Genomic DNA, 25,968 nt, shown 5'->3' with positions numbered 1-25,968 from the left:
GGCTTATAAATGAAGAATCAACTTACTCATGTTTTAAACAAGCAAATCGCCAACTGGTCAGTTCTGTATGTTAAATTACATAATTATCATTGGTATGTGAAGGGTGAACAATTTTTCACTCTACACGTAAAATTTGAAGAGCTTTACAATGAAGCTGCGTTACACGTAGATGAAATCGCCGAGCGTTTGCTAGCAATTGGTGGCGTTCCAGTCGCAACAATGAGAGAAAACCTTGAACTTTCCTCGATTCAAGAGGCAAATGGTTCTGAAGCTTCTCAAGAAATGGTTCAAGCGATTATCAATGATTTCATGCTTATTATTGGTGAATTAAAGGAAGGCATGAGCCTTGCTGCAGAATTAAGTGATGAAACAACTGGCGATATGCTTCTTGCCATCCACTCTGGTCTTGAAAAACACGTTTGGATGCTAACCGCATACTTAGGTAAATCCATTTAAATTTATTCATACATCTTAGCCCAACATACAAAATATGTTGGGCTTTTTTGTCAAATAGATGATTTTGTTTATAATAATTATTAAAAAGGATTGACTTTAATTTTGACCTATACTATGATTACGTTAGATTAAAAAATAGGACAAAATAACAATAACTTTAAAAATTCATCACTAATTTTCAACGAATAAGCAAGCATTATTTTTACCTAAAGGAAGAAAATAATCGTTACTTAATAATAGGAGGCACACACTATGTCAAAACCTGAAATCATCGTATACAGCAGCACTGGCTGCCCGCATTGTGAAAAAGTAAAAGCTGCCCTAAAAGATTGGGGCTTCGAATATGAAGAACGAAATGCATCGATTCATAAGGAATATTTCGATCAATTAAGAGAAAGAAAAATCATGGGAACACCTGCAACTTTAATCAATGGCAAGCTTGTATTAGGCTTCCAAGAGAAAAAGTTGAAAAAGCTATTGGGAATTACCGATGAGCAAGCTGCTGCAGCTGCAGCTTCAACTAACGCAACTGCGACTACAGCAGCACCTCAAGAACAAGGTGATGCTGATTCAATTTTCAAGCCCGTGACAGCGGATGTATTGAATGAGGTGTATGATCTTGTTACCATCGGTGGTGGTCCAGCTGGAGCATCTGCAGCTGTTTATGCAGCGCGTGGTAAATTGAAAACACTCGTGATCGACAAGGCTCCAAAAGCCGGTACACTAGCGATTACTCACAAAATTGCCAACTACCCTGGCGTTCGCGAAGAGCTTACAGGGCTAGAATTATTAACACGCATGCAAGCTCAAGCGAAGGATTTTGGTGCAGATTTCGTGCGTACTACCGTTCTTTCGGTTGATTTTACTGAAGAAATCAAGAAAATTGTCGTTGCAGAGGGCACAATTCAAGCGAAGAGCGTCTTTATCGGTGTAGGAGCAAAAGCACCTTCAAGTAAAATAGCCGGTGAAGAAGAGTTTACAGGTCGTGGCGTTAGCTACTGCTCAACCTGCGACGCTGCTTTCTATCAAGACCGTGTTGTTGCTGTAATTGGTGATAACGAAGAAGCCATTCACGAAGCTGAAGTTCTTTCTAAATATTGTAAAACCGTTAAACTATTAGTTCCTCTTGCCCAGGTTAAAGGTGAAGCCGACCTTTCCGGATTGGAAAGCAAGCCAAATGTCGAAATTTACAAGCGCTATCGCTTAAAAGAAATTCAAGGAACTGACAGCGTTGAGAAAATCGTCATTCTTGATGACCAAAAAGCGGAGCAAACTTGGGATGTCGATGGGGTCTTCCTATACTTAGGCGGAATGATGCCTGGTACAGACTTCCTGAAAGATACTGTCAAACGCGATGAAGAAGGCTATATTATCGTCGATGACTATTTACGTACAAATGTTGATGGAGTATTTGCCGGGGGCGATGCGCGCAGAACGCCGATTAAGCAAGCCGTTATCTCAGCTGCTGACGGGGCGATTGCTGCATTAAGTGCCGAACAGCACGTCAACAAACGCTCGAAACTACGTCCACAATATAGCTAATATCGAAAAGCTAAAACGGCTCGCCTAGGGGCGACAGGCACAAGCCATATCAAAATAGCGAAAAGCCTGCATTCCATTTCGGAGTGCAGGCTTTGTTAATATAGATTATTTTGCAAAGCGGTGGTTACCGATTGTTACCGTCACTGGGCGTGAAAAAATCCATTGGCTTACTGCCGTATTAGGATTATAGAAATAAACCGACCCATTTCCTTGGCCTCTAAACGCGAGTGCTTCGTTGACTGCTTTTTGCGATTCGGCATCTGCCGCTTGATTTATCGAACCCGTTTTTACAGGTGTAAACGCATAGCTACCGCTGCTAGAAATTTGATAAATGACATCTCGGACTGTGTTAGGAAAGTCAGGGCTATCGACTCTGTTTAAAATAACTGTTGCTACTGCGACTTTACCAGCATAGGGCTCTCCTTTGGCCTCAGCATATACTAGGCGCGCCATCAGGTCCTTATCAGCCGCTGAGACAGTTGAATCCGGAATTGAAAAGCTTTGGCCTGGGTAAATCATATCGCTTGTTAGATTGTTGGCCTTTTTGATTGCCGCCACAGGCACACCGTATTTTACCCCGATTTTATATAGGCTTTCACCCGATTGGACAACATGGGTTCCAGCAGCCTCTGACTCTTGATTAGCCGCAAACATAGATACTGATAATGATAAAATAGATGCTAATACTAGCTTCTTCATGTTTTTCATAATGATAAAACCTCCTAGTAATCTTGTTGTCTTGCTCTACTAGTAGGCTAACATCTGTAATATTTGAATTCATTATCCAAAAATTGGGATAGAAAAATCAGCTTAAAAAAGCTAGATTTTAATAGGTTTAGAGTTTAATGTGGAGTTTTCTACCAATTAATAAAAATTTACAATTATCTCCTTTAGTCCCACCATCAGGAATCTTCTTAACAAACTATTTCAGGAATGTAACAAGAAAAATGGAAGTAAACGGTGGCTCTACCATTCCAGACCAGAAACAATCTTTATTTTACAAAAAAAACGCCTTTCCCCATGTCCCAGGAAAAGCGTTAAGAGTTGATTATGTTAAGCTTTCACGTTTTTTTGTAATCATAATAAGATACAGTATGATCGATATGAGAACGGATATAGCCGAAGTTAAATAGATGCTCTCATAACCTAATCTTTGTCCAATTACTCCAAACAGCATCGCCCCGATCCCAATTCCCAAATCGAAAAATGAGAAGAAGGTGGCGTTCGCCATGCCTTTCCGATGTGGTGGAGCTTGATCAACTGACCAGGCCTGCAGGGCCGGTTGAATCGTTCCAAATCCTAATCCATAACATATCGCAGCACCATATAGGGTTACACTATTCGGCAGCCACATTAATAGCAGCATCGCAACGATGATTAATAATGCTCCGGGGATGTAAACCGCCTTATGACCTTTTCGATCATAAATTTGCCCTGAAAATGTTCTTGTCAGCATTAAAGCAATTGCGTAAAGAAGAAAATACCATTGAATCCCCGAAATATCCTTTTGCGCAGTATACAATGGAAGAAATGTGGCAATTCCCCCGAACGTCACGGTATTGAAAAATAGTAACAGTGACGGTGACAACGCTGATTTTTCAATTAAATCAAGCTTTTTTCCACTTACAGCTGCTGCAGGCGAATGCGCTGCGGGTCTTTCAACCTTTTTGTACTTTATATTGACTGCTAATAACAGCGCTGATAGTCCGAGACCAGCACAAATGAAAAATAACATCTTAAAGCTAATCGTGCCTGCGAGAGCCAATCCTAATGAAGGGCCGAATGCCATAGCGACATTTCCTGATAAACCATAAAAGCCCATCCCCTCGCCACGGCGCTTTGGCGGTATTAAATCGGTGGCAATCGTTCCTGAGGCTGTTGTTGAAAAGCCCCACCCTACTCCCTGAATAATCCGCAATACTAATAAAAACATAATTCCTGTTGCAAACCCATATGCTCCTACTGAAAGGACAAAGATAGCGAGTCCTGTTAAATACACCAAACCCCTTCCCTTTGATTCTAGAGCATGACCAGCAAATGGTCGCAACAATAAGGCCGAGAAGGTAAATACACCAACAACAAAACCAATCATTTGATCATTCCCACCGAGTTCTTCAACAAATAACGGAATGGTCGGCAATGTCATTTGAAAGCCTAGAAAAATAAAAAAGTTAGCCAAACAAATCAGTAGAAAGTCTTTCGTCCAGATTTTCTCTTTCACATGGCTGAGCTCTGCTGATTTTTTTGCGACTTGTTGACTCATAATCGTCCTCTTCTCGTTAATGATCTTCTGTGATTTTGAATAACAATGACTATTTTATCTTATTGTATTTCGATTTACTAATGATATTAATTAGACCTTCAATGGAGTATAAATTTTCCACTGGTAAACCATACTATGAAAAAAGTTGAGGTGAGGTCATGGGTTTGCTCGATGCTTACCAACAATGGAAGGAATCACGTTATGAAAACCACGTAAACAATATGAAAACGCAAAATAAATGTCCGGACTGTTATGGTAAGGGCTTTCACTCATTCCCCGTAAATGAGTTTGTTTATTACACCAATCCTTACGACTGCCCTGGCTGCAACGGCAGCGGCCTGTACAGCGATTGGGAACAAATCAATTCATAACGAGCACACGCTGCAGCGCATTAACGCAGTGGGGGACTGTCCCCCACTGCGTTAATGCGCTGCATTTTTTCTTTGCCAAGTGCTTCCTGTGAGAGTACAATTAATGAAATAAATTATAGGAAGTATGGAGAACGATTATGCAGAAGCTTATTCTTTCTTTGCGTGATTCAATTGTGCACTTATGGAAAAAGTATCACCTGACAAAGATTATTTTATTGCTTGTTTTGGTCTTTATTTTATTGACCATTTCCTTTTTTGCGTTTATGGCCAGTCGAGCCAATGTCCAAACTTTAAAGGATGGCTTAAGCCAAGCAACGATTATTTATGATAAAGATGGAGAAGTAGCTAGTAACCTATCTACCAATCGGACAAAGGGAATTACGGTTGAACAACTCCCTAACCATGTAAAAAATGCTGTTGTGGCGATTGAGGATGAACGCTTTTATGAGCATAACGGTTTTGATGTAAAAGGGATTGCACGTGCCTTTTTCAGTAATTTATTCGCCCTTGAAATCACTGGTGGCGGGAGTACCCTAACGCAGCAATTAACGAAAAATGCTCTGCTTTCACCTGAACAAACGTATAAACGTAAATTAGAAGAACTATTTTTAGCGATTGAAATTGAAAAGCATTACGAGAAGGACGAAATCCTGCAAATGTACTTAAACCAAGTTTATTTTGGCAGCGGTGCATGGGGAATTGGTTCTGCTTCAAAGAAATATTTTAATAAGCCGATAGAGCAAGTAACGCTTAGTGAAGCTGCACTTCTTGCTGGTTTACTGCAATCACCATCGGCCCGTGACCCTTATAAGCATTACGATCGGGCAATTGAACGCCGTGATGTCGTCCTTGCGAAGATGAAGGAATTAGGAATGATAACGGACACCGACTATAAAGCTGCTAAAAATGAACAAATTAAGCTTGAGGATGGTGGCGGAAGCTATATTGAAAGATCTTATCCATATTACGTCGATTCAGTATTAGATGAAGCGATTAACCAGTTTGGTTTAACTCAAGATGAAATCTTTACGCGCGGCTACCATATTTATACGGAAATGGACCAAAATCTGCAGTCGACATTAGAGAAGGTCTATGCCAATAACTCCCTGTTTCCAAGAGGTCAGGATCGTTCTACCCTCGTGCAAAGTGGTGGGATTTTGCTAGATCCGAAAACAGGAGGAATTCGTGCGGTAGTTGGTGGACGTGGTGACTATGTGTTTCGTGGTTTTAACCGGGCAACCCAATTAAAAGCTCAGCCTGGTTCAACTATGAAGCCGTTGGCAGTATATACGCCTGCTCTTGAGGAAGGTTATAAATCGACCTCGATGCTTGTCGATCAGCAGTTATCGTTTGGAACGTATCAGCCGGAAAATGCTTCACGCACCTACCAAGGCGAAATTCCAATGTATCAAGCGGTTGAGAACTCTGTCAATCTACCAGCTGTTTGGCTGTTGGATAGAATAGGTGTTGACAAAGGCTTGAACGCCCTTGAACGCTTTGGCATTCCATACGAAAAACAAGATGAACATTTAGCGATAGCTCTAGGCGGGATGCATAAAGGTATTTCACCAAAACAATTAGCAGAGGCTTATTCGGTTTTTGCCAACGAGGGGAAACGAACCGACAGCCACTTTATTACCAAAATCGTTGGTCCAACAGGAAAAGTGATTGCCGAAAGTAATCCGAAAACGAAGAAAGTTACTTCAAAACAAGTAGCAAACGAGATGACCTCCATGCTCCTCAATGTTGTAGAAAGTGGCACAGGTCAGCGTACGAAGCTTGAAAATGTTCAAATTGCCGGCAAAACTGGTTCAACCCAACTTCCTTATCCGGATATTAACGGAACGAAAGATCAATGGTTTGTAGGGTTTACCCCCACCATTGTCGGCGCGGTATGGCTCGGTTATGATTTAACCGACCGGGAGCATTATTTGCCAAATAGCAGCTCAGATACAGTTGTACCAATTTTCAAGGCCATCATCGAGCAGTCCCTCCCTTACATCGAGCAAGGAGAATTTGGAACTGTCTCAGTCAATACTAAGCTCACCGAAAAGGAAAACACCAACAGAGCTATTAAGGAGAAGGCTGAAGAGGTTAAACAAAAAGCCAAGGAAATTGAAAAGATAATTGCCGAGGAAAGTCCAAAATGGAAGCAGAATGTTGAAGAAGGACTTCAGCTACTGCGCGATGTAACGGTAAAACTCATTGATCAAATCGGAGAGTTAACAAATTAACCGGTAAAAATCTGACTTTTTCTTATTCTTAGTGAAGACACAATAAAATTATAGCCCGATGATTAAACATCCAATCCATGTTTTTCATCGGGCTACTTTTTTACATTTTCATCCCGCTTCATTTTTTCGACTTCAGTTATAAAGCTGTCATTGCGAACGCCAGTCCTTCTAATAAAGATATTTGAGTCTACCTTAACAGTGCCGTCTTTAAAATACTCATCCCAGTTTTTATCGAGTTTCGTAAATGTCTTATGTTGCTTGCGATCCAAGTATTCACCAAATCCGAATACATCTACCTTAAAATCCTGTTGAATCTTTTTAATCGTGCCCGTTATAGAAGCTTCAATATGCTTATTTAAATCTCTTTCGTATTTTTTATAGGTTTTCAGCTCTTTTAGTGAAGCTTGACATTGTGTCCCCACTAACTTTGCTTCACCGGTAATCTTAACAATTAAATCAACCTTCCCATTATGGTATCGAGTACTCAGCTTCGAGACACTCGAAACAATTTGAATATCATTGTAGAGCTTATTATTGGTTTCATCGCTTCCACAGGCAACCGTTATGTCCGTCTGTTTCAAATCCTGTGTCCACAAATAATTCCTAGTATTACTAATGGGTAGGGTGCCTAACAATTTTTCATACTTAAAAATTCCTAAACCCTTTACAACTACGATTGCACCTAAATCGTTACCTTTATTATTATCAACCCTCTCACCTTTTTTCGGATCACCTTTTATCGTGACTACTGCACAAACAGGATTATTGCCTTTCGCGGTAATCGCCACGATAAAGTCAGAAAGGCGAATATTGGTGTCTCCTCCCCAATCCTCAAGCAATGAATCTAACTGGCTGTGTATCTTTAACGATGGATCTCTTTGAACCGGGTAAGTTATTTTTAAAACATCAGAAGCCTTTGCATCCTCTGCAATTAAAATATTAAAATCATTCCGAAATTCACCACTTCTTTCTAGAAAATCTAGAAAGCCAACAATCCCTTCTTCGGCCAATTTTTTTTCAATAATCAACACACGGGTATGTGAATAGATTAAGCGTCTCGACATCGCCACGTTCATCTTTCGAGCTAATTCAGAGACTGAATTCCCCTCGAGGGAAAAAGTAGTATTTGCTGTATTTCCCATCTGAGATGCTTTCGAGAGTTCCGTAGAATTTACAGCACTTATAGTAAATCGATATTTATATTTGTCACCTTTTTCCACAGCAATCCCAGTCACTACCGCAATATCGTTTAGCTCAATTTTATCCCAACAACCGCTTAACAAAATAGGAATTAGCAAAAGGAGCAAAAACAATTTACCCCGTCTCAACCTGATCCCCCCCTATTATTAGGTGGAAGAGGACGATGTATTTTCCCGTTGTTCAAGGTTTTACTTTTTAAATAACTCGGTTTCCGCACGTCTGCCCAATTTGGGAACCTGATAAACACATCACCTTGATCCTCGATAAGAAACGGAGCGACTGGCGCTAAATATGGAACCCCGAATGAACGCAAACTAACTAAATGAGCAACCATCAAAATTAGTGACAATAACACACCGTATAAACCTAGCACCGAGGCGGTTAATATAAACAAAAAACGCAAAAGCCTTGTTGGAGTCGAAAAATTATAGATGGGTGATACAAATGATGCGATTGCCGTAAACGCCACAACAATGACCAGCACATTCGAAACCAGACCAGCTTCCACTACCGCTTGCCCGAGCACAAGCGCTCCAACAATCGAAACGGTTTGACCTACAGCACGTGGCATGCGTACGCCTGCTTCCCTAAGCACCTCAAATGTAAATTCCATCAAGATAATTTCGATAACTGCTGGAAACGGCACCCCCTGACGCTGGGCTTGGAGGCTAATCAGCAAATCAGTTGGAATTAATTCGTGGTGAAAGGTAAGCAGGGCTACATATAAAGATGGAAAAACCATCGCCACCATAAACGAAACGTAACGCACAATTCTCATAAACGAACCAATTAAAAAGGAATGATAATAATCCTCAGGACTTTGAAAGAAGTCCGTTAATACGGTCGGGGCCAACAACACAAATGGGCTCCCATCAACTAAGATGGCAACCTTCCCTTCAATGATTCCCGCCGCAACAACATCGGGTCGTTCTGTATTGAAAATTAGCGGAAACGGAGTAAATGTTTCATCAGCAATCGCTTCATCAATATTGCCTGAATCAAACACCGCATTCATATTGATAGACTTAATTCGTTTCCGTACCTCCGCAACAATACCGTCATCAACAACCCCATTCATATAGCCAAGTGCTATCGTTGTCCTCGACTCTGCACCAACCGTCAATTTCTCGAATTGCAGGCGCGGATTTCTAATTCTCCTCCTAATTAATGTCATCCCTGTTTGCAATGATTCATTAAAGCTATCCTTTGGTCCGCGAATTACTGTCTGCGTGGTTGGCTCTGTTATCGAACGATAATCCGAATTACCCATTGAAAATAAGTATCCCTGCTCATTACGGTTTGCCATAATGAGGATATACCCATCTAGTAAATCCGTCGCAATTTGTTGATAATCTGATTTAATCTGAAAAGATAAACCTGACCAAATACTTTTACGAACTTCATCTAACTCGATAACATGACCTTCAGATATCTCCGCTTGATTCAGCTGTGAAAGCGGCTGAAGGACTTTATTGCTTACTTCATCGATATTTACCATGCTTTTCAAGTAAATTAACACACCTCGAGTTTGCATCATAAAAATTTCTTGGATTTCAAGATCACAGGTTGCCCCAAAAATAGCCCTAAAGATATCAATATTTGTTTCTAATTGCGTGGAAGTAGCAGAGTCTGCAAGCTCAATCTGTTCTGCCCCAAGTTGCCTCGCTTGGGTAAAAAAACTCGATAGCTTTTTTCTAAAAAACTTCACTCTTCGTTTCCCCCTTTTTGTGACGAACCCAATATCCCCTTACAAACAATAGGATTGGAAAGAAAAAATGAAACAGAAGCATTGCATACGAAAGTTTTTTTCCAAAATTCTTATATTCAATAAAGGTTTCTCCAATTAATAATCCCGACAAAGCAACAAGAATTGCCAGGGGAAGAAGCATGCTCCGATAGGGAATCGAAAATATATGCTCCAAGCCCTTCAAACCTGCATAAAAAAAGATCGTTGACCTGACTATCATTCCAAGCAGCATAATGAACACAACGAGCAGGTCAACCCGTTCAATAAAGTTTAATAACGAAATTTCATTAGAGGCTGAAAGGAGTGGGAAATTAGCTCTTTCTTTGAGCGGACCAAGCGTCATAATTTGCACCAGTGAGGAACAACAAAGAATCACACCGCTCGCTATTACGGCAATCATTCCCCACTTCATCATCTTTTTCTGAGCAGCCATTTTTGGGATAAGCACCATGAATGCAACCAGTTCACCGAAGGGCAAGGTAATATGGTAGGGGAAAATGGCTAGGAGAACAGGCCCCATTCCATCTCCTAAAAAAGGCTCTAAATATCGAATCCGCATTTGTCCTGAAACCAATAAACTTAGTCCAATAAAAACCAAAAAGGCGATACAGTATGGAATGAATATCTCTGCAGATCTCCCAAGCACCTCGACACCGAGATATAAAATATAAGCACTCGTCAACACCATCGTAATCAAAAAAATCTCTATTGGAGTCCTTGAAAGAATTGTATTGACCATCAATTCACCTATGTTTCTAACCGAAAGGCCTGCACTCAGGAAAAAATAAAAAATATAACTACTTCCAATCATGCGCCCAATGATTTTTCCAAAGCCCGAATCAAGTATTTGATACAAATGCATTTGCGGATATAAGTCCATCATTCGAAAATGGAAAATGAGGATTAGAACACCCCCAAAACTCGCTAAAAGGATAGCAAGCCAAGCATTATTTTTTGCTTCCTGTCCAATATTCAAAATTAAAGTGCTTCCGATATTAAACAGGATTAATAATACAAAAAACTGGACACGTGATATGGATTCCGTTTGGACTTGTATCATATACTCACCTATCATTAGTCATCATTTCTGGAGTCTTTTTTTCGTCAAAAGAATAGCAGCCATTAAAACAGGAATACCAAATTGAAGTGGCAAATGAAGATATTTAGGAACAATAACCAATCCTTCATTGACATGTTCTACTACATTTTGGCTGATAACAATCGAGAAAAAAGGCAGTTGCAAAGCAAAGGGCCAAACCAGCTTTCGATATGGGATGTTGAATATATGCTCAAGTCCCCGTAATCCACCATAAAAGAAAAGAGAAACCTTTACGATGATTCCAAACATAACTGTAAAAACAATAATTAAATCAACCCGTTCGATAAAACTCATTAAGGAAATTTCCCGTGCAGCCGACAACAATGGAAAGCTAGTTCGTTCCTTAATATAAACGCCTAATACACCAACTTGGATGATGGATGTATAAATAAGTGTTATCCCACTGACACCAATTGCTAACATTGTTATTTTATTGAGTTTTTTTTTGAAGGTAATATTCGTTAATAATAGAGTAACCACAATCAATTCACCGAAGGGAAAAGTAATTAAAGTTGGGAAAATCGCTTTTGAAATTGGCCGTACTCCATCACCAAGGATTGGATAGAGATTTTTAAAATGCAATTCACCTGTAATCAAAACTCCCAACCCAATAAAAATCATAAAGATTATGACATAAGGAATAAAAACTTCAGAAGTGCGGCCAAGTACCTCAATCCCCTTTTTTAAAACATAAGCAACAACAATCATTAATAAGATTTCAACCACTTCAATCGGAGTCGTTCGATAAATGGTCGTAACCATCAGTTCGCCAAAATCTCTCAATACACGAGCAGCAATATAAAAAAAATAAAATATATAGATCACAATAATCGTTTGACCGACCCATTTTCCAAAACAAGTTTCGATAAGCAATAGTAGATTTTTCTGGTTGAAGCTCTCAAGGAGCCATAGATAAAATCTAAACAACAACATGCCACAAACAGTGGCTATCCCAATGGCAATCCAAGCATTTTGCTTAGCTTCTCCACCTATCCCTATCACAACTGCTGACCCAGTAATGAAAACATATACTAAAATTGAAAACTGTAATATTGAGAGCGTCTCATTATTGTTATTGTCCATTTTCATGACCCTTTTGGAGCTTTTTCTTATGCTCCTTAAAATCGGTAAACATTGCGATACATAGTCCGATGCCTAAAGTCAGCACAATCCACCAACGATTTGTTCCCCCTTCTAAGGCGATAATGAAAATAAACATCTCTTCAAACTTTTTATGGATCAAAAAGATATCAATCATAACAATCCCACTAATCATCAGTGCAAAAATGAACAAATATACAAAAGTAATCATGAAGGACACACCTTAACCTACCATTTAATCATCAGTTCGCATCATACCAATTCATCTGATGTCCGATTTTTGGTTATTGTGCACTTTTTCGGAAATGAATATGCAACAATTTCCAGAAATTCATATGAATATAAAAAAGCGAACAAATCTGCCCCTGACAGAATCTGTTCGCCTTGTTAAACCCTATTTACCTGTTATCGTAGCTTTGATTTGTTGTGCAGCCAAACATACATCTACTGCATTGCTTATCGCGGAAATGACCGAAACACCATCTGCACCCGCACCAATGACAGCTGCACTATTTTCCTGATTGATACCGCCAATCCCTACAATCGGAATGTGATTTCCTGACTTTCTTAATTCCTGAATCAAAGTAAACCCGGCTGCTTTGCGGGCATCTTCCTTTGTTGTCGTTGGATAAACCGGCCCAATTCCTAAATAATCTGCTCCTTGGCTAATCGCTAACTCCGCTTCCTCCATCGTGTGGGCAGAGACTCCAAGAATTTTATTACCAATCCGACGCCGAACACTTTCAACACTTTCATCATCCTGTCCAATATGCACGCCATCAGCATCAAGCTCCAAGGCTAAATCAACATCATCGTTAACGAGGAAGGGGATATGATGCGCTCGGCAAATTTGCTGAAGCTCATCTGCCAATGCCTTTTTTGCAGGTCCTTCGTGGGCGCCTGTCCCCTTCTCGCGGAATTGAAACAAAGTGATTCCTCCGGCAATTGCTTCTTCTAACACTTCACCTGGTGCTTTTGGGCAATTGATACTTCCAGCGATAAAATAAAGCGGTAATAGCTTCATCATTTGTTCACGACTTAATCTGCTCATTAGTATATAAACAACTCCTTTATCGTACTGGGCTAGGTTGACTATGCTACCTAATACGTGAATGGATTACCGCACAATCCCAGCCCGACGGTTATACGCCCAATGATTCGTCGGCCCATGTCCTGCGCCAATATGAAGGTCATCTTCAATTGCTGCTTGAATGAACGATTTTGCAATCGTGACAGCTTCCTTCACACTTTGGCCCTTGGCCAACCCTGCTGCAACTGCAGAAGAGAATGTACAACCTGTACCATGAGTATTTTTTGTATGAATCCGCTTACTCGTAAAATATGAAAACTCATGACCATCAAAAAAAACATCGACAGCTTCGATAGGATCCTCATCATGCCCACCCTTTAAGACAACATGCTTTGCTCCAAGCTCTACTAGCTTTTTGGCGGCGTCCTGTTTATCTTCAAGTGTCTTTATTTCCATTCCTGTCAAAACCTCTGCTTCTGGAATGTTCGGGGTAATCACCATCGCCAGTGGGAGCAAATGCGCTTTTAACGCTACAACTGCTTCATTTTGTAACAAGGAAGCGCCGCCTTTGGCAATCATTACCGGATCAACGACAAGGTTTGTCCACTGATACTGTTTAATTTTTGCAGAAACGATCTCAATAATTTCAGCATTGAAAAGCATTCCGGTCTTTAAGGCATTCGTGCCCATATCTGTACCAATGGCATCGATTTGACTAGCGATTGCTTCTAGGGTTAATGGGTAGACACCATGAACCCCTAAAGTGTTTTGGGCGGTAACCGCAGTGAGTGCCGACATCCCAAACACACCTAGTTCCTGGAATGTTTTTAGATCCGCTTGAATCCCGGCACCGCCACCGCTATCCGATCCTGCGATTGTTAACGCTTTTCTCGTTTCCATTTATTCCCCCACCTTACGAAATTTTTTCGATTTTACTAAACTCTAAGATTTCATATTTTGAGATTTTGTCTAACTGATTCAAAAATTCAATTTGAAAACTGCCTGGTCCCTGATTAGCTGTTTTCAATGCGGCAAGTTCTGCGGCAATTCCGTACACTGTTAATGCCGCCGCACACGCCTCAATCATATTTTCAGCAACTGCAACAAAAGCCCCGATAACAGAGGTTAATAAACATCCGGTTCCGGTTACTTTCGTTAATAATGGGTGTCCATTGCTGATAGAAAAGGTCGTCTCACCATCCGTCACAATGTCCTCCTTACCAGTTGCGATGATGATCGTTTGGAGCCTTTGTGCCGTTTTCTTAACAAGCTCACTTACATCCCCTTCGTTATCACCAGCATCAACGCCTTTGACAGTCCAATTTTCCCCGGCAACGTTGGCAATTTCAGCCGCATTCCCTCTAATGGCTGTAAATTGAATTTCACTAATTAAGCTTTGCGCTGTTTCTGTTCGAAACGGGGTCGCACCAGCTCCGACTGGGTCTAACAAAACAGGAATTTTCAGCTGATTTGCAGCTTTCCCGGCAAGGTGCATCGCCTCAACAGTCCGCTCATTAAGCGTGCCAATATTTATCACGAGGGCTTTAGCGATTTTCACCATGTCGCTGACTTCCTTTCGACTATCAGCCATGACCGGAGACGCACCAAGCGCAAGCAAACCATTCGCTGTAAAATTAGTCACCACGACATTTGTAATATTGTGCACCAAAGGATTTTCATCTCTAACTCTCTGCAGTAATAAAGCTAATTTTTCCGCATTCATACTTATGTATCTCCTCCCATATTAAAAAGCCAGATTCGCTTCTGAACCTGGCTTTAGTAAGTGAAAATCAACTAGAAAATTTCACACTACTTTCCTCCGCTGGCATCACCCAGATCAGGTCCAAAGGGTTTAAAAACGAACATCGTTTTCCTCTCAGCCCTTTTCTGGGCACCCCTAGTAGTTAAGTATTATTTTTATCACAAATAATCATAGCCCTTATATCTATCAGTGTAAAGAATTATCTATCATTTCCGATTTTTGCCGCTTCATTTCGGTCATACTGAAAAATAGATTGATTTAATTGAGGTGGATGAATGGGGAAGCTGTTATATGTGCAGTTTCGGAAGCTGCCATTGGTACTGCGATTTTTTTTAATCGCCTGCATCACTATGTTTTTATTTGGCGTGATGATTCATCTAATTGAGCCAGAGAATTTCCCATCCATTTTTGACGGAATATGGTGGGCAATTGTTACCGCGTCAACAGTTGGCTTTGGAGATTACATACCCAAAACAGTTCCAGGCCGAATTCTTGGCATGCTGTTAATTTTTATCGGAGCAAGCCTTTTGACGATCTATTTTGCCAATCTGACAACTGAAGCGGTCACACGCCATAATGAATTTTTAGAAGGAAAGCGGGTTTATAAAGGGATGGGGCATTTAATTATTATCGGTTGGAATGAGCGTTCGCGGGATGTCATTTCATCCATTTCAAAACAAACTGCTAATGCGGAAATCGTCCTGATTGATGAGACATTGGAGGCACGGCCGCGAAAGCTTGATAATGTCCATTTTATCAAAGGAAGGCCGAACTCAGATGACACTCTATTTCAGGCAAATGTAGCTGAGTCCATTGGGGTGGTCATTACTGCTGATCAAAATAAAGATGAGCTGCAGGCTGATATGCATACGATCCTAACTCTGCTAGCAATTAAAGGCATTAATCCCGCTGTAAAATGCATTGCTGAAATCCTTACGACGGACCAAGTTTCAAATGCCAGGCGAGCAGGTGCGGATAAAATCATTCAGGCTAATATGCTTCTAAGCTCGGTTATGCTCAAAAGCATTTTTTCACCGGCCATTGCCGTTTCCTTAAAAAAACTAATCAATATTCGTGACAATTGGCTTGAGAGCATCCAGATTACGGATGAATTAATCGGAACTAGTTTTACAGAGGCAAGTAAGGATGTCTTTTTTCATAATAAAATTGTGATTGGCGTGATAAGAGGGGAGGATACGTATATTAATCCTCCGCACGATTTTCAACTGCAAAAGGAAGACCATTTACTCATTATTAGTGAAGCGTTAATTATTTAAGGACCGTTTCCAGGTTTTGCACGATTGTTTTACCGACATCTTGAATATTCGCTGGAATCTCGCCATCCTCATCAACCGGCTCCTGAAATTGATTGAAAGCTGCTGAGCTATTGTCGACATGAGCATGATCGTCCAAACCGTCTTGATAGACATGATTTAACAGATACGGTCGTCCTAACTCAACCTTACAATTACGCGAATCAAGTTGACCATCGACCGCTGTAAATGGGAGGCGCAAAAATAAATAACTGCCATTTCCATTCATTTTGTAATCAAATGCTCCGTGGTCATAATCCCAATTACCACCAATTGTGTAGCCCATCGGCTTTAGGATTTGCTCTAATCTGTATAAATCAAAGTGTCTGCCCTCTAACTGTGAAGGAATTTCAATCATGTTCCTTACCGCCCTTTCGCTTGTTTTTTGTTAGTTTTCCTAAAATCGCAAAAAAATAACCCGGAGCAATTTCTCCAGGTTATTTTTATTAAGTTAATTTATTTTAAACGTTTTTCAAGCTCTGCTTTCTTTTCTTCAAAACCAGGCTTGCCAAGAAGTGCAAACATATTTACTTTGTAAGCTTCCACTCCAGGCTGATCGAAAGGATTTACACCTAACAGATAGCCACTTAGCGCACATGCTTTTTCAAAGAAATAAGCTAAATAACCAAATGTATACTCATCCATAGTCGGAATTGACACGATAAGGTTCGGTACACCGCCATCCGTATGAGCGAGCATCGTGCCCTCAAACGCCTTGTTGTTAACGAAATCAACCGTTTGTCCAGCTAAATAGTTTAAGCCATCTAAATCATTTGCAGCTTCCTCAATCGATAATTCATGGCGTGGCTTGTCCACTTTGACAATCGTTTCAAACAAGTCACGACGACCTTCTTGAACGTATTGACCTAATGAGTGGAGGTCAGTTGAGAAGTTCGCAGATGCTGGGAAAATTCCCTTTTGGTCCTTTCCTTCACTCTCACCGAATAATTGCTTCCACCACTCAGAAAAATACTGAAGGCCTGGTTCATAGTTAATCAGCATTTCGATTGTTTTACCTTTATTGTATAAAACATGACGAACAGCTGCGTATTGGTAGGCAGGATTCTCTTCCAATTCTGATTTTCCAAAATCCTCACGTGCCTGTGCTGCTCCCTGCATCATCGCTTCAATATCAGCGCCGCTTGCTGCGATTGGCAGTAAACCAACAGCGGTTAGAACTGAATAACGTCCACCAACATCGTCAGGAATCACAAATGTTTCAAAGCCTTCTTCAGTTGCAAGCGTCTTAAGGGCGCCTCTAGCTTTATCAGTTGTTGCGTAAATTCGACCTCGGGCACCTTCAACGCCGTATTTTTCTTCAAGCAGCTTGCGGAAAATCCGAAAAGCAATCGCAGGCTCTGTTGTTGTGCCAGATTTAGAAATCACGTTAATGGAGAAATCCTTACCTTCAAGCAGGTCCATCACGTCGTGCATATAGGTTGAACTTATGTTATTACCAACAAAAATTATTTGTGGAGTTTTGCGTTTCTCTTTAGGAAGAGCATTGTAAAAACTGTGCTTAAGCATTTCAATTGCTGCTCTGGCACCTAAGTATGATCCACCAATACCAATGACCAAAAGCACATCGGAATCTTGCTTAATTTTCTCAGCAGACTTTTGGATCCGCGCAAACTCTTCTTTATCATAGTTAACCGGAAGGTCAATCCACCCTAAAAAGTCATTGCCAGCTCCAGTTTGTTCATGAAGAGAATGATGGGCAAGCTTTACGAAATCTCGTAAGTATGTAACCTCATGCTCACCAAAAAATTGGAGAGCTTTTGAGTAATCAAAACGAACATGTGTCATGTATGATCCTCCGTTTTCTGTGTATTCCTTTACACTTTATCGAATGATGTGGCGATAATCAATATACCCGCATTATTTAAAGCGTTTCCAATGTGAAAACATTTTTACATTATTCTACAGGAACAAAAATTTTTCTACATGACCGTTGTCAAATTTTACAGAGAGGCACGATAAATTGTCAAAACATCCTCACGATTTAGCCTTTTGAAGTTGCCAAATTCGCCATTAGCCATCGCCCGGTCTGCCATCAGTTCTAGCTTACTGTCATCGATATCATAATCGGCTAATCGAGCTGGTGCACCGATGCTTTTCCAAAATTCGCGGAGCTTTTCTATTCCAAGAATAGCAATTTCTTCAGTAGATTTTCCGCTCGGATCGATTCCGAATACCCGCTCGGCAAGCTGGGCAAAGCGTTCTGGTTTCACTGAGAGTGAATGCTTCATCCAATTTGGGAACAATATCGCCAATCCTCCGCCATGGGGAATATCATATACTGCCGACACCGCATGCTCAAGATTATGTGTTGCCCAATCTCCACGGTAGCCCATATTCAACATTCCGTTTAACGCCATGGTACCGCAGTATAATATCGTAGCACGATGCTCGTAGCTTTCAAGATTTGCTAACAGCTTAGGTGCAGTTTCCATAACCGTAACCAAAAGTGATTCGCACATCCGATCTTGAAAATGTGTTTCTTCGGTTAAATGAAAGTAATGCTCAAAGACATGGGACATCATATCAACAATCCCATATATGGTTTGATTTTTCGGAACAGTATAGGTATGAACTGGGTCTAAGATCGAGAATTTCGGATAGGTGAATGGACTACCCCAGCCATATTTCTCTTGCGTTTCCCAATTGGTAATGACGGAAGTACCATTCATTTCCGAACCAGTTGCAGCTAGTGTTAGCACGGTTCCAAATGGCAATGCTTCGGTAACTTGTGCTTTCTTCGTTACAATATCCCAAGCATCGCCATCATATTTAGCTCCTGCGGCAATCGCTTTTGTGCAGTCAATGACACTACCACCACCGACTGCAAGTAGGAATTCAATTCCTTCGTTTTTGCATATTTCAACGCCTTTAGTGACAGTCGTAATCCTCGGATTTGGTTCAACGCCACTAAGCTCAAAAACGGTAGCCCCGATTTTCTCTAAAATTGCAATCGTTTGATCATAAAGTCCACTTTTTTTGATACTGCCACCACCGTATACTAACAAAACCTTGCTACCAAAGCGCGGTATTTCTACTGATAATTGGTTAAGCTGACCCTGCCCAAAGATTAGCTTGGTTGGATTGAAGAATGAAAAATTATCCAATACTTTCACCATCCTCGTATGTTATTATGAACTATTTTCTGCTTAGACTTGCATGGCATATAAGATTATTGATTCGATTTGTTTAATGATTTACCTTCAGCAAAGTTCAACTAGGTTAATACTTTTTTAATCCGCGCAATCGCCCAATCCAATTCTTCCTTGGTAATGATTAGCGGCGGTGCAAAGCGAATGACTGTATCATGGGTTTCCTTGCAAAGCAACCCTTCACCCTTTAACGCCTCGCAATATTTCCTTGCTGGTGAATTCAGTTCTACCCCGATAAACAATCCGCGTCCCCGAATCTGTTTTAAAAGTGGTGATTGGATTTCCGTTAATTTACTTAAAAAGTATTCACCGAGCTTTAATGATCGATCTGCTAGTTGTTCTTCTTCGATTACTTCAAGCGCTGCAATGGAAACAGCACAGGCAAGTGGGTTACCGCCAAAGGTTGATCCGTGTGAACCTGGATTAAATACGCCCAATATATCTTTGTTAGCTGTTATACAAGAAATTGGGAATACACCGCCTCCAATTGCTTTTCCTAAAATGTAAATATCCGGTTCAATACCATCCCACTCACAGGCGAACATTTTCCCAGTCCGCCCTAAACCGACTTGAATCTCATCAGCAATAAATAACACATTATTTGTTTTACAAAGCTCATACGCCTGCTTTAGGAATCCCTTTGGGGGTATCACAATGCCCGCTTCACCCTGAATGGGTTCAACTAAAAATGCAGCGGTATTTGGTGTAATCGCTTGTTTTAAAGCTTCGATATCACCATATGGAACTAGTTTTAAACCAGGAAGGAGTGGACCAAAGCCACGCTTATATTCAGGTTCTGATGAGAGCGAAACAGCTGTCATCGTTCGGCCGTGAAAATTACCATTGCACGCAATAATCTCGGCACAATCATTGGCAACACCTTTCACATCATAAGCCCAGCGTCTTGCTGCTTTGACAGCTGTTTCCACAGCTTCTGCCCCGGTGTTCATCGGTAACGCCATATCTTTATTCGTTAACTTACAGATTTTTTCGTACCATGGACCAAGCTTATCATTATGGAATGCCCTAGATGTTAGAGTAACACGATCTGCCTGATCCTTTAACGCTTGCACAATTTTCGGATGACGATGACCTTGATTAACAGCAGAATAGGCACTTAACATGTCCATATATTGATTACCTTCCGGGTCAGTTACCCAGACTCCTTCCGCCGCGGAAATGACGATTGGTAGGGGATGATAATTGTTTGCGCCATAGCGTTGAGTTTGGTCAATTATCTGCTTTGAATTCGTCATACATTTTCCTCCTCATTTAAGTACATAGCTATTTCTATTATGACTGTAAACAGAAAAAAGAGCCAATTTCTACCTAGTTTATAGGTTATTCACCTATTTAGACTGGTAGAAGTTAGCTCTTTTATATCCGGACAATTATATAATTAACTTGATAACGAAACTATTTTTTGATTAAGTCTTCCCGTTGTGATTGGTCAATCCATTCAGTAAGCTTTTCTTTTAACGTGTTAAAGCCTTCAGTAATTTCGCCTTCACTTGGGAAATTGACATTAGTGATTGGGCGTTTTTTTGGTTTCTTCGGTTTTGCTTGTTCACCTTGTTCTACCGGTGCAGCTTCCGTTGCCCGAATCGACAAACCAATTTTTCCAGCCGACTTATCGACTGAAAGGACCTTCACGTTTACTTCGTCACCTACTTTAATATAATCATTAATATTTTTCACATATCCGTGTGTGATTTCGGAAATATGAACAAGTCCTTGAGTATTTTCATCTAGTGCAACAAAGGCACCATACGGTTGAATCCCGGTAACTTTACCGGTTACAACACTTCCAATTTCAATAGTTTCTGACATAGAAACACTCCTAAATTTATATTTATTTTTATCCCAATTATACGCAATAAAAAATTATACCACATTGAAGGGAACTTATCAAAACAGCAAATACGTGATTATTGCCGAAAATCACTATGTCAAGTGAGTTATTTTCAGATTTTTTTAATAATTTAAAAATTTTAACGAAATGTTCACGCTTTCAAATACAGTTGTTTGGTACAATATTATTAAATTCAAAATGATTATAAGAGGTGTGATAAATGTCAACACTTGGACAGAACATACGGCTCGGTAGAGAAAGGCTGAATTTGACGCAGCAAGAATTCGCCCGAAAGATTCGCGTTGGTCCTAATACGGTCGAAAAGTACGAGAAGGGGCTGCAACGACCTGATACACAAACCATTTTGAATATCTCTACCGTGTTAGATATCCCGGCCTCTGAGTTAGTTGCGCAAGATTTTCAACACAAAAATGGAATTGACCAAGAACTGGAGCAATTAGTGCGGGAAGTCGGCACGATAAAGGCGAAAACTTTTTTAAAAATGGCTAAAGAGGTAGAAGAGGAAGACTTGCCTATGCTTAAAAAATTTATTAGCGATTTGAAAATTTTGAAATAATTTTAAAATGAATGAATAAAAAGGGAAAAACCGGAAATCCTTATACCATAAGGCTTTCTAGTATTCCCCCCTTTTTGATTGAGGCAGACTCCCGATGAGTCAGCCTCTTTTTTTATTCGAAAAGCGGTAGCGGCTCTAGTTTTTGACCTGAACCTTGTTGGAAATAAAGCGATTTATTCTGAGCATCGCTTCTTGTAGCTGTTCCATTGATGTTGCGTATGAACAGCGAATATGGCCTTCACCACTTGCTCCAAACACGTTTCCAGGAACAACCGCAACCTTTTCCTCGATTAGCAATCTCTCAGCAAACTCCTCTGATGTCATACCAGTACTAGCAATTGAAGGAAAAGCATAAAATGCTCCGCCCGGGATATGACAGGTTAAGCCCATCTCATTAAAGGATTGCACAATATAATTACGACGACGGCGATAGCTTTTTCTCATATCAATAACATCAGATTCGCCTGTTTTCAATGCTTCAATGGCCGCATATTGTGCCATAGTTGAGGCACACATCATCGCATACTGATGAATTTTTAGCATTGCCTGCGAAATCTCCTCTGGAGCACAAACAAAACCTAATCTCCATCCAGTCATCGCAAAGCCCTTAGAGAAACCTGAAATCAAAATCGTCCGTTCCCACATATTAGAAATGGATGCGATACTTGTATACTCTTCATCGTACACAAGCTCAGCATAAATTTCATCGGTAATCACAAGTAAATCATGCTTTTCAGCAAATAAAGCTATTTCCTTTAAATCGTCACGATTTAGCATCGTCCCAGTTGGATTATTAGGAGAACAAATAAATAATGCCTTGGTTTTATAAGAAACAACTTGTTCAAGCTGTTCAGCTTGAATTTTGAAGTCATTTTCCTTTAATGCTTGCACGGTAACCGCTTTACCACCAGCTAGTTCGACAAGCGGAACGTAAGAAACAAAGCAAGGTTCAACAACGATCACTTCATCACCAGGATCAAGAATCGCCCTTAAAGCAATATCAATCGCTTGACTCGCTCCAACTGTCACAACGATCTCCGAATTTGGATTATATTTTACATGAAACTGGTCATTCATGTACTTGGAAATGAGCTGTCTTAACTCCAACAAGCCAGCATTAGCTGTATAGGAAGTAAAGCCCTTTTCCAATGATAAAATGGCTGCTTCACGAACAGACCACGGCGTAACGAAGTCTGGTTCCCCAACACCCAGTGACACAACGCCTTCCATACCCGCTGCTAAATCAAAAAAGCGGCGGATACCGGAGGGTTTCATGGTTTCAACGTTTTTCGCAACATAAGAATTTGACTTTTTCATTACGGTGACACCACGATCCGTTTATCATCATCGGTTTGTTCAAAAATAGTTCCATCATGCTTGTATTTCTTTAAAATAAAATGGGTCGTAGTTGACAGAACGGAATCCAATGTGGACAATTTCTGTGATACAAACCGAGCGATATCATTCATTGATTTTCCTTCGATAATCACTGATAAATCATATGCTCCAGACATTAAATAGAGGGATTTAACCTCTTTAAAACGATAAATTCTTTCAGCGATTTCATCAAAACCGACACCACGTTTTGGTGTGACCTTTACGTCAATCATCGCCGTTACACCTTCATGGCCTTCTACCTTTGCCCAATCGATAATTGCTGTGTGGCGAACAAGAATTTTGTCGTCTTGTAGCTTTTGAATGATACCCAAAACCTCTTCTATTTCAACTCCGACCATCTTCGCCAAATCAGAAGCGGAAATACGATCATCCTTTTCCAGAATTTCAAGCACCTCTAGTTCTTGATTGGTTAGCTGCATGAAACTCCCTCCTTAGATTAAAGTGTAAAATACTTTTTTGTTTTTAGAATAGTAAGTTCATTCTATAATTTTACCAAAATTAGACGGCAGATGTGTGAACAATTTGACATTAGGTAAAAATAAATCTGAAAGTGAGGGGAAAATTAATGGTCATTGATGTAAGGGAAGTAAATGGTATCAACGTTTATTACGAATTTCATCACAGCGATTCAGCGAAAAAAACATTGGTGCTTGTTCATGGATTTCTATCATCATCCTTCAGCTTTAGGCGGCTAACGCCCTTTCTCATTGATGATTTTAATGTTCTCCTCGTCGATTTCCCGCCATTCGGAAAAAGTGGAAAAACAAAAAAGTTTGTTTATACATATAAAAATATAGCGAGTACATTGCTAACTTTATTTTCGATGCTTCAACTAGACCAAGTTATTTTAGTAGGCCATTCCATGGGTGGGCAAATTTCAATGCAAATCGCTCTACAAAAGCCTGAATTTGTTGAAAGCATGGTGTTATTAGGTAGTTCAAGCTATTTAAGACCCGCCCACAAAACAATCAGGTATTCGAGCTATCTTCCTTTCTTCCATTTGATCGTGAAACGATGGTTAGCAAAATCCGGTTTGCTCCAAAATCTCCAAAATGTTGTTTTTAATCAGGATATGATAAATGAAGAGATGATGAACGGTTATATGGAGCCTTTTTTAAATGAAGATATTTTCCACGGTTTGGCCAAACTTGTTCGCGACCGTGAAGCGGAATTATCGAGCGAGAAAATAGCTAGCATCACAACGAATAGCCTGTTAATTTGGGGCGAGCATGACCGGGTTGTTCCACTTTCAGTCGGACGTCGTCTCCATCAAGACTTGGCAAATTCCAAACTCATTGTCCTAGCTGAAACTGGTCACCTCGTACCAGAAGAAAGGCCAGACCTTGTATACAATCATATGAGGGATTTTCTTTATCAAATTGGATAAAAGGAAGATACAATGGATTGGTGAATGGGAGGCTCAAATTAGGCAAATTTCAGGAATATCCTTTATCATGAATATATGTTTAACATTTTACATCTAGGTGGTGGAGAAATGGCAGAAATTGAATTTAATCATGTCTATGACAGGAGCAACACGGCATCAGTAAAATGGGAAATGACCAAGCTTGTTTACGGTAAGGATGACTTGCTGCCAATGTGGGTAGCTGATATGGATTTCAAACCACCAGCGCAGGTTATCGAAGCCATCAAAAGCAGAGTTGACCACGGGATTTTTGGTTACACGTATATTCCACCGTCAACCGGTGAAGCCATTTCCGTTTGGCTGCATCGTCGCCATCAGTGGAAAGTCGATCCGGCATGGCTGCAATATTCACATGGGGTCGTCCCGTCAATCAGCATTGTCATTAGAGCATTAACGAAACCAGGAGATAAAGTGTTGCTGCAATCGCCTGTTTATACACCGTTTTTTGACATGGTGAAACGGAATGATCGTGAGGTTGTAAACTCGCAGTTGGTTCTAAAAGAAGGTCGATACGAGATTGATTTTACTGACTTTGAACAGCAGCTGCAGGAAGGTGTAAAGCTATTTTTATTGTGCAACCCTCATAATCCAGGCGGCCGTGTTTGGAGCGAGGCAGAACTAGTGAAAATGGGAGAGCTTTGCTTACAGTACAACTGTGTGATTTTAGCAGACGAAATCCATTCGGACTTGGTGTTTAAACCAGCTCGACATATACCAATTGCATCTTTATCTAAAGACTTGGAGCAACAGGTGGTGACGCTGATTGCGCCGACAAAGACCTTTAATATCGCCGGACTTCAAGCAAGTGCGTTGGTCACAGCCAATCCGAAATACCGCACGAGCATTGGGGGAGTGATGCACGCACAAGGCGCATTCTCATTGAATGTATTTGGAATTGTCGGGATGGAAACCGCTTATCGCTATGGCGAAGAGTGGCTCGAAGCGCTGCTTGAATATTTAGCGGAAAATACAGCAATTGCCAAACGCTATATTGAAGAAAACATTCCAAAACTTTCCGTGATTGATCCCGAGGGTACGTATTTGTTGTGGATTGACTGCAAGGGTCTTGGATTGTCTGATGAGGAAATAAAGACTCGTTTGTTGACGATTGGCAAGCTTGCATTGGAGCCTGGACAAAAATATGGCCCTGGTGGCGAAGGTTTTGTGCGGATGAATCTTGCTTGTCCGCAGGAACTAGTTCTTGAAGGTTTGAAGCGCTTAAAGGCGTCATTTGCGTGATTTTTTCCATTTTGAGCTCATGATTAGAATCATAAGTTCTTTTTTTTGATTTCGGGGGAGGTTTTGAACTTATGAAAAGGTCATATGTTCATTTCTGATGATTTCGGATGGGGTTTTGAACTCATGAAAGCCTTATAAGTTCATTTCTCTTGATTTCGGTTGGGGTTTTGAACTCATGAAAGCCTCAT

Annotated in this window: 24 protein-coding genes and 1 riboswitch; of the genes, 7 read left to right on the top strand and 17 right to left on the bottom strand. The window is 40.5% G+C overall.

The annotated features are described in order from the left end of the window. The first annotated feature begins 9 nt into the window (after positions 1-9). Positions 10-456, top strand: a complete 447-nt coding sequence (locus HHO41_RS02095; protein ID WP_169095151.1) for a Dps family protein — start codon at positions 10-12, stop codon at positions 454-456. Between the two features lie 252 nt (positions 457-708). Further along, the gene (locus tag HHO41_RS02090) at positions 709-1,998 is read left to right on the top strand and encodes an FAD-dependent oxidoreductase (RefSeq protein WP_169095150.1); all 1,290 of its coding nucleotides are present in this window, start codon (positions 709-711) and stop codon (positions 1,996-1,998) included. Between the two features lie 105 nt (positions 1,999-2,103). Here the strand turns inward: HHO41_RS02090 and HHO41_RS02085 are convergent, their stop codons facing one another. Continuing rightward, entirely contained in the window at positions 2,104-2,706 is a 603-nt protein-coding gene (locus tag HHO41_RS02085; protein ID WP_169095149.1) for a cell wall hydrolase, read from the bottom strand. Between the two features lie 340 nt (positions 2,707-3,046). After that, complete coding sequence (locus tag HHO41_RS02080) at positions 3,047-4,261, bottom strand: MFS transporter (protein WP_169095148.1); 1,215 nt, start codon at positions 4,259-4,261, stop codon at positions 3,047-3,049. Between the two features lie 508 nt (positions 4,262-4,769). Here HHO41_RS02080 and HHO41_RS02070 point away from each other — a divergent pair. Then, positions 4,770-6,866: a transglycosylase domain-containing protein gene (locus HHO41_RS02070; RefSeq protein ID WP_169095146.1), complete on the top strand. Its 2,097-nt coding sequence runs from the start codon at positions 4,770-4,772 to the stop codon at positions 6,864-6,866. A gap of 92 nt (positions 6,867-6,958) precedes the next feature. Here HHO41_RS02070 and HHO41_RS02065 read toward each other — a convergent pair whose 3' ends face one another. The 8 genes from HHO41_RS02065 to thiM form a co-directional block, all read right to left on the bottom strand. Further along, positions 6,959-8,194: a Ger(x)C family spore germination protein gene (locus tag HHO41_RS02065; RefSeq protein ID WP_169095145.1), complete on the bottom strand. Its 1,236-nt coding sequence runs from the start codon at positions 8,192-8,194 to the stop codon at positions 6,959-6,961. Further along, the gene (locus HHO41_RS02060) at positions 8,191-9,774 is read right to left on the bottom strand and encodes a spore germination protein (protein WP_169095144.1); all 1,584 of its coding nucleotides are present in this window, start codon (positions 9,772-9,774) and stop codon (positions 8,191-8,193) included. The genes HHO41_RS02065 and HHO41_RS02060 overlap by 4 nt, the downstream gene beginning before the upstream one ends. Beyond that, entirely contained in the window at positions 9,761-10,873 is a 1,113-nt protein-coding gene (locus HHO41_RS02055) for a GerAB/ArcD/ProY family transporter (RefSeq protein WP_169095143.1), read from the bottom strand. Before HHO41_RS02055 ends, HHO41_RS02060 begins: the two co-directional genes overlap by 14 nt. A gap of 21 nt (positions 10,874-10,894) precedes the next feature. Continuing rightward, the gene (locus tag HHO41_RS02050) at positions 10,895-11,995 is read right to left on the bottom strand and encodes a GerAB/ArcD/ProY family transporter (RefSeq protein ID WP_169095142.1); all 1,101 of its coding nucleotides are present in this window, start codon (positions 11,993-11,995) and stop codon (positions 10,895-10,897) included. Continuing rightward, entirely contained in the window at positions 11,985-12,224 is a 240-nt protein-coding gene (locus HHO41_RS02045) for a hypothetical protein (RefSeq protein WP_169095141.1), read from the bottom strand. The genes HHO41_RS02050 and HHO41_RS02045 overlap by 11 nt, the downstream gene beginning before the upstream one ends. Positions 12,225-12,407: 183 nt before the next feature. Then, positions 12,408-13,064: a thiamine phosphate synthase gene (gene thiE / locus HHO41_RS02040; RefSeq protein ID WP_169095140.1), complete on the bottom strand. Its 657-nt coding sequence runs from the start codon at positions 13,062-13,064 to the stop codon at positions 12,408-12,410. A gap of 66 nt (positions 13,065-13,130) precedes the next feature. Next, entirely contained in the window at positions 13,131-13,943 is an 813-nt protein-coding gene (gene thiD, locus HHO41_RS02035; RefSeq protein WP_169095139.1) for a bifunctional hydroxymethylpyrimidine kinase/phosphomethylpyrimidine kinase, read from the bottom strand. Between the two features lie 13 nt (positions 13,944-13,956). Then, a complete protein-coding gene (thiM, locus tag HHO41_RS02030; protein ID WP_169095138.1) occupies positions 13,957-14,766 on the bottom strand; it encodes a hydroxyethylthiazole kinase in 810 nt (269 codons plus the stop codon). Positions 14,767-14,840: 74 nt separating this feature from the next. Continuing rightward, positions 14,841-14,952, bottom strand: a riboswitch (TPP riboswitch). Positions 14,953-15,080: 128 nt separating this feature from the next. Between thiM and HHO41_RS02025 the strand changes: the two genes are divergently transcribed. Further along, entirely contained in the window at positions 15,081-16,082 is a 1,002-nt protein-coding gene (locus HHO41_RS02025; RefSeq protein WP_169095137.1) for a potassium channel family protein, read from the top strand. On the opposite strand, the gene HHO41_RS02020 is transcribed toward HHO41_RS02025, so the two are convergent. From HHO41_RS02020 to yugI, 5 genes are all read right to left on the bottom strand, one after another. Further along, entirely contained in the window at positions 16,075-16,476 is a 402-nt protein-coding gene (locus HHO41_RS02020) for a YugN-like family protein (RefSeq protein ID WP_169095136.1), read from the bottom strand. The genes HHO41_RS02025 and HHO41_RS02020 overlap by 8 nt on opposite strands. Before the next feature lie 98 nt (positions 16,477-16,574). Further along, positions 16,575-17,924, bottom strand: coding sequence for a glucose-6-phosphate isomerase (locus HHO41_RS02015; RefSeq protein WP_169095135.1), 1,350 nt, complete (start codon positions 17,922-17,924; stop codon positions 16,575-16,577). 155 nt (positions 17,925-18,079) lie between these two features. After that, the gene (locus HHO41_RS02010; RefSeq protein ID WP_169095134.1) at positions 18,080-19,243 is read right to left on the bottom strand and encodes an iron-containing alcohol dehydrogenase; all 1,164 of its coding nucleotides are present in this window, start codon (positions 19,241-19,243) and stop codon (positions 18,080-18,082) included. Positions 19,244-19,353: 110 nt separating this feature from the next. Continuing rightward, on the bottom strand, positions 19,354-20,544 hold the full coding sequence (locus HHO41_RS02005) for an ornithine--oxo-acid transaminase (protein WP_169095133.1): 1,191 nt from the start codon (positions 20,542-20,544) through the stop codon (positions 19,354-19,356). 160 nt (positions 20,545-20,704) lie between these two features. Then, positions 20,705-21,118 carry a S1 domain-containing post-transcriptional regulator GSP13 gene (gene yugI / locus HHO41_RS02000; protein ID WP_169095132.1) on the bottom strand — a complete coding sequence of 138 codons (414 nt, stop codon included), beginning with the start codon at positions 21,116-21,118 and terminating at the stop codon, positions 20,705-20,707. Positions 21,119-21,360: 242 nt separating this feature from the next. Between yugI and HHO41_RS01995 the strand changes: the two genes are divergently transcribed. Next, entirely contained in the window at positions 21,361-21,717 is a 357-nt protein-coding gene (locus HHO41_RS01995; RefSeq protein WP_169095131.1) for a helix-turn-helix domain-containing protein, read from the top strand. A gap of 135 nt (positions 21,718-21,852) precedes the next feature. Here the strand turns inward: HHO41_RS01995 and HHO41_RS01990 are convergent, their stop codons facing one another. Continuing rightward, on the bottom strand, positions 21,853-23,034 hold the full coding sequence (locus tag HHO41_RS01990) for an aminotransferase (RefSeq protein ID WP_169095130.1): 1,182 nt from the start codon (positions 23,032-23,034) through the stop codon (positions 21,853-21,855). Next, positions 23,034-23,534, bottom strand: coding sequence for an Lrp/AsnC family transcriptional regulator (locus tag HHO41_RS01985; RefSeq protein ID WP_169095129.1), 501 nt, complete (start codon positions 23,532-23,534; stop codon positions 23,034-23,036). The genes HHO41_RS01990 and HHO41_RS01985 overlap by 1 nt, the downstream gene beginning before the upstream one ends. 146 nt (positions 23,535-23,680) lie before the next feature. Here HHO41_RS01985 and HHO41_RS01980 point away from each other — a divergent pair, with 146 nt between their 5' ends. Together HHO41_RS01980 and HHO41_RS01975 are read left to right on the top strand one after the other, a co-directional pair. After that, a complete protein-coding gene (locus HHO41_RS01980) occupies positions 23,681-24,502 on the top strand; it encodes an alpha/beta fold hydrolase (protein WP_169095128.1) in 822 nt (273 codons plus the stop codon). Positions 24,503-24,610: 108 nt separating this feature from the next. Continuing rightward, complete coding sequence (locus tag HHO41_RS01975) at positions 24,611-25,780, top strand: MalY/PatB family protein (RefSeq protein ID WP_169095127.1); 1,170 nt, start codon at positions 24,611-24,613, stop codon at positions 25,778-25,780. Positions 25,781-25,968 lie beyond the last annotated feature (188 nt).

This window comes from Bacillus sp. DNRA2 (assembly GCF_012843265.1).
GTDB lineage: Bacteria > Bacillota > Bacilli > Bacillales > Cytobacillaceae > Bacillus_BU.
Note: the sequence above shows the minus strand (reverse complement) of the source record. Positions and strands in the feature narration are given on the sequence as shown.